The sequence below is a fragment of the Paenibacillus agaridevorans genome (genome assembly GCF_003112455.1).
GTDB classification, from domain to species: Bacteria; Bacillota; Bacilli; order Paenibacillales; family Paenibacillaceae; genus Pristimantibacillus; species Pristimantibacillus agaridevorans.
Genome location: NZ_BDQX01000219.1, coordinates 1 through 4,659, shown reverse-complemented (window position 1 = coordinate 4,659; position 4,659 = coordinate 1). Strand labels below are relative to the sequence as shown.

Genomic DNA, 4,659 nt, shown 5'->3' with positions numbered 1-4,659 from the left:
CGCCCGGGCGCAGCCACAGAAGCAGCAGGCGCCGGGCGGCGGAGCCGGCGCCAAGAGCGCTTCTGCCCCGGTGCAAGGGCACGGGGCAGGGCTGGATGTCCCGCTGCTGGACGCAAGCAGCGGGACGGAGTTCATCGCCGTCGCGAGCGGCAAGGGCGGCGTCGGCAAAAGCACGGTGACCGTCAATCTGGCGGTCGCCCTGGCACGCAAGGGCAAACGCGTCGGCATCATCGACGCGGACATCTATGGCTTCAGCGTGCCCGATATGATGGGCATCGAGGAGCGGCCGCAGGTCGTAAACGATCGCGTCATCCCGATCGAGCGCTTTGGCGTGAAGGTCATCTCCATGGGTTTCTTTGTCGAGGATAATAGTCCGATCGTGTGGCGCGGACCCATGCTCGGCAAGATGCTGCGCAACTTTTTCCAGGAGATTGAGTGGGGCACGCTGGATTATCTGCTGCTCGACTTGCCTCCGGGTACGGGAGACGTGGCGCTTGACGTCCATCAGATCATCCCGCAAAGCAAGGAAATCATCGTCACGACACCGCATGCGACGGCTGCTTTTGTAGCGGCGCGGGCAGGGGCCATGGCCATCAAGACCGAACACGAAATTATCGGCGTTGTAGAAAATATGTCGTATTTCGTCTCCAAATCGGGAGACAAGGAATACGTTTTCGGGCGCGGCGGAGGCGCGCGTCTCGCCGAGACGCTGCATTGCGACCTGTTGGCCCAAATTCCGCTCGGAGCGCCGGACAACCACGTATCGGAGCCTGACTTTTCGCCTTCAGTCTACAAGGCTGATACAGAGACAGGAATCATGTACTTGGAGCTGGCGGATAGTGTTATTTCCCGTGTAGAGTCCCGCTGAACTTGAAAAAGCCCGTATCGCTCTCCATGCAAGCAAGAACTCATTTGTCGACTTACAATTCGACTGTTCTTGCAGAAGGGGCTATACGGGTTTTATTATTTCATATCATCCGCCTGTTACCCCTCACCATATTCAGGATGAGGGGCTGCCTGATCTTTTCGGATCTTAAACCTACTGCTGTGCGTCCTCGCCTTTCTGCTGCTCTTCCTTTACTTGCTCCTCTTCCTCCATGCTTTGCTCCTCTTGCTTGCCTTCCTCACCGGATTTCTTGACTTTCTCGTCGGGCTTCGTCTGGAGTTCTTCCTTGACGGCGGCCTTCATCAGATCCAGTACTTCAAGCCGGAACAGCGGATTTTGCATGGATTCCTGCATCAGCGACATGACTTCCTTACGATACTGCGCGCTTTTGAGCACTTCGAGGATCATCTTCTCCATCTCCGGGTTTTTAAACGTCTTGAGCAACTCCGCTTGGTATTGCGGATCCTTGATGAGTTCTCGGTGGATCGTTTTGTTTTCTTTATTAACTGATTTGGCGAATTCACCGGCGAACCGGGTGTCCGTCATCAGCTTCTTGATCACCTTATCGTAATCGGGGGAACTGATAACGTCCTTAACCGCCAGACGAACTTCTTCCTGATCCTGTACCGACAGCAGCTTCGATTCCTGCATGGAGTATCCTGACAGCTGCTGAGTGGATTCCTGAAGAGCCTTCTGGGCGTCCTCTGTCTTCAGAATATCGATCACCATCGACTTCATGTCTTTGTAACTGATCTGCTGCTGTCCGCCCGACGCCTCCGCGCCGCAGCTCGACAGTACGATTGTGAGCGCCAATATCGACAACGATAAAGTCCATCTGATGCGCATATTAGAGTTGCTCCCTTCTATATCAATGCCCGCCCTAGACCATGATGCTTGTTGTCTAACGCCTGAATTGAGATTATTATGTGCATTGTTCACGGTTTTATCATGGACGAGCATTAGCTTTTTGTTGTGATCGTGGTAAAATAAAGCCAAAACGTTCTGGAGGATTCAAACGGTGACTTTGCGCAAATGGTTTTTTTTATTCTGGAGCACGATGGCGATCGGAGCAGTCGTCTGCATCATAAGCGGCGGAATCATGCTTTTAACGGATCAGGAATTCGGATTCCTTGGCATGGAAGCAACGGGCTTCAACATCCTGATGATGGGAATTTCCGGGCTTATGATCGGAGCATTCAGCCAGATGGGCTTCTTCGCTTATTTGACGCTCAATTATATTGCGCTTAGCGTTTTCCGGCGCAAATACCTATGGCATGCGCTTCAAGGCTACACGACGCTGTTTGCGGTATTCGGCCTAGGCTATGTCTTGTTCGAAGAGCGCACGAACAATTGGTTTTTCTGGGTGCTGCCGCTTATTCTTTTCGTGGCCTCATTGCTCGTTTCCTGGAGCAAAATCAAACAAACCAACCAAAGCGCCTTCATCCCGACGATGTTCCTTATGTTCGTCGTAACCTTCGTGGAGGCATGGCCGGCGTTGCAGGGGGCGACAAATGTCGCGGCCATCATCTTTATGATGATCCCGCTCTTTGTCTGCAATGCGTACCAGAATATAATGATGCATCGTCTTCTGGGCAGCAAAGAAGCCGATCCCGCGGTCGTTCCCGCGAAACCGGCTCGTTAATCGATACGATAAATCCTTCACAGAAGTCCGTTTATTCGCTTGCAGCGCTCAGCTGGGAAGCGGAGGCGGGCTTCTTCTGATCGGAGGGAGCGCTCTGCACCGAGTTTCCTTCGGCTTCGGTACCATTAATAAGCTGCGTTACATTGACGAACTCATACCCTTTTTCCCGCAGTTGATCAATAATGACAGGAAGGGCCTCGTGCGTTTGAAGCACTGTATCGCTTGCGTGAAGCAAGATGATGTCGCCGGGATGCGTCCGGCTGACGACTCGGTCAATGATTTTGTCCGTGCCTATGTTCATCCAGTCCATGGAGTCCGTGTCCCACTGAATCACTTTGTATTGCAGCTCTTCGGCGATACGAAGGACGCGTTTGTCGAAATCGCCATTGGGAAGACGGATCAGATTGGGCTGTTTGCCCGTAATATCGGCCAGAATGGTGTGAGCGGTGGAGATTTGCTTGCGAATCTCATCATCGCTATATTTGGTGTAGAAGTCGTGCTTGTGGCCATGGCTGCCGATTTCGTAACCTGCGTCCTGGATTTTTTTTACGAGTTCGGGATGAGACTGGCTCCAGGTGGAGGAGAGGAAGAAGGTTGCCTGCGTAATATTTTTTTCCTTGAGCACCTCCAGAATAGGCTCGGCACGCTTGTCTCCCCAGCTGATGTCGAAGGTGAGCGCTACAACTTTCTTGTCCGTAGGCACACTGTAGATGGCAGCGGGCTGCTGCGGAGCGAACACCGTAATGTTGTCGCGTTCCGCGTAAATAATTCCGATAGAAAACACGAGAGCGATCGCGATAAAAAAATACTTTTTGAGCTTTCTGCCGTTCATAACATAGAACATATTCATGGGAATGGGCTCTCCTCTCTTGGATATGCCCCGGCTTTCCCGAGGCAACGGCTTGTTTAGTACAATCTATGCTCGTACACATCGGGGATATGCCAGTTGATTTTTTCTGTAATCGAATAGGAGAGTGACGCTCATGTTCAAATGGCGGACCATATGGCGGGATTTGAAAGAGACCAGGGGGTACATCGCTTTTGCGGCGATCATGTTTATCGCGGGAATCTTTATTGGAGGAAGCAATCCGGCATTTCGTTCGTTTCTGGATGCCCAGCTAACTGGGCTGCAGCAGCTTGTCGAGACGGTCGACCAAGCAGAGAACAGGACGTTTGCCATGATCACGGTTATTTTCTTGAACAATGCGATCAAGTCGATTTTCATTATTTTTTTGGGTGCATTCCTCGGCGTTATTCCGATTCTGTTCTTGATTATCAACGGAATGGTCATCGGATATTTGCTGGACAGGGTCGCCGAGACACCGGATGCTATGCCTGTATTCGAGTTAATCGTCAAAGGATTGCTGCCTCATGGCATTATCGAAATCCCGGCGATCATAATCGCCTGCGCATATGGCATGAGATTCGGGATATTGATCGTCCGCGCTCTGGGAAGCCTGTTGTTCGCAAGAGACAAGCTGAGCGACAGCGGTGATAGATTGGTGTCGTTTATGGTGCGAGTCGTACCCGTGATTATAATGTTGACTGCGGGACTGCTGCTGGCGTCCATTATTGAAAGTACTTTTACAGGTTGGCTGTTGTCGTTGTAATAATATTTCCAATATTTGAGCATAACAGTAAGGCGGTGTCGAAACGCATTTGCGGCTTCGCGGAACGAAACGCGTCCCGCCTCCAAAGGATGGCCTAGCCGTTTCGCCTTGTACTTCTGATATCGGTCCATACGCTCTACATACCCCAAAGGAGGCCGCTTACGGTTATGCTCGGAATACTGTTCAACGACAAGGAATGCAAAGAATTTGATTACGTATTGCGCAAGGAATTGGACGAGATGCTTCTCGATTTGAACGACTCCAGGTTAGACGGCGACATCAAACAAGCGATCGCACGCAGGTATAAGATCATCTTCAGAATGTACGCCAGAATCGCTTCCCCTAAGGAATTATCTCGGTATGCATTAAACGCGAGAGCGTATCGTTGATACGGGTGATTGGTGGCCACGACAACTTTTAAAAAAAATCAAAATAGGGGTTGCATTCAATTGGGCCCCTGTGATATATTATTTCTTGTCGCCGCGAGAGATTGACGCCGGCAACGAAAGAAAAGATTGTTC

At 51.1% G+C, this 4,659-nt stretch carries 6 protein-coding genes; 4 read left to right on the top strand and 2 right to left on the bottom strand.

All coding sequences use genetic code 11. The annotated features are described in order from the left end of the window. Positions 1 to 868 (top strand): P-loop NTPase (locus PAT3040_RS19850; RefSeq protein ID WP_108994089.1); only part of this gene is annotated, 868 nt, incomplete at its 5' end. Between the two features lie 171 nt (positions 869 to 1,039). On the opposite strand, the gene gerD is transcribed toward PAT3040_RS19850, so the two are convergent. Next, positions 1,040 to 1,732, bottom strand: coding sequence for a spore germination lipoprotein GerD (gene gerD, locus PAT3040_RS19845; RefSeq protein ID WP_181376738.1), 693 nt, complete (start codon positions 1,730 to 1,732; stop codon positions 1,040 to 1,042). 172 nt (positions 1,733 to 1,904) lie between these two features. Here gerD and PAT3040_RS19840 point away from each other — a divergent pair, with 172 nt between their 5' ends. Then, entirely contained in the window at positions 1,905 to 2,528 is a 624-nt protein-coding gene (locus PAT3040_RS19840; RefSeq protein ID WP_256975883.1) for a KinB-signaling pathway activation protein, read from the top strand. Positions 2,529 to 2,559: 31 nt separating this feature from the next. On the opposite strand, the gene pdaB is transcribed toward PAT3040_RS19840, so the two are convergent. Then, entirely contained in the window at positions 2,560 to 3,378 is an 819-nt protein-coding gene (pdaB, locus tag PAT3040_RS19835; protein WP_108994088.1) for a polysaccharide deacetylase family sporulation protein PdaB, read from the bottom strand. A gap of 133 nt (positions 3,379 to 3,511) precedes the next feature. On the opposite strand from pdaB, the gene PAT3040_RS19830 reads away from it, so the two are divergent. Both PAT3040_RS19830 and PAT3040_RS19825 read left to right on the top strand, forming a co-directional pair. Next, on the top strand, positions 3,512 to 4,138 hold the full coding sequence (locus PAT3040_RS19830; RefSeq protein WP_108994087.1) for a stage II sporulation protein M: 627 nt from the start codon (positions 3,512 to 3,514) through the stop codon (positions 4,136 to 4,138). A gap of 167 nt (positions 4,139 to 4,305) precedes the next feature. Beyond that, positions 4,306 to 4,527, top strand: coding sequence for a hypothetical protein (locus tag PAT3040_RS19825; protein WP_087570350.1), 222 nt, complete (start codon positions 4,306 to 4,308; stop codon positions 4,525 to 4,527). Positions 4,528 to 4,659: the final 132 nt, after the last annotated feature.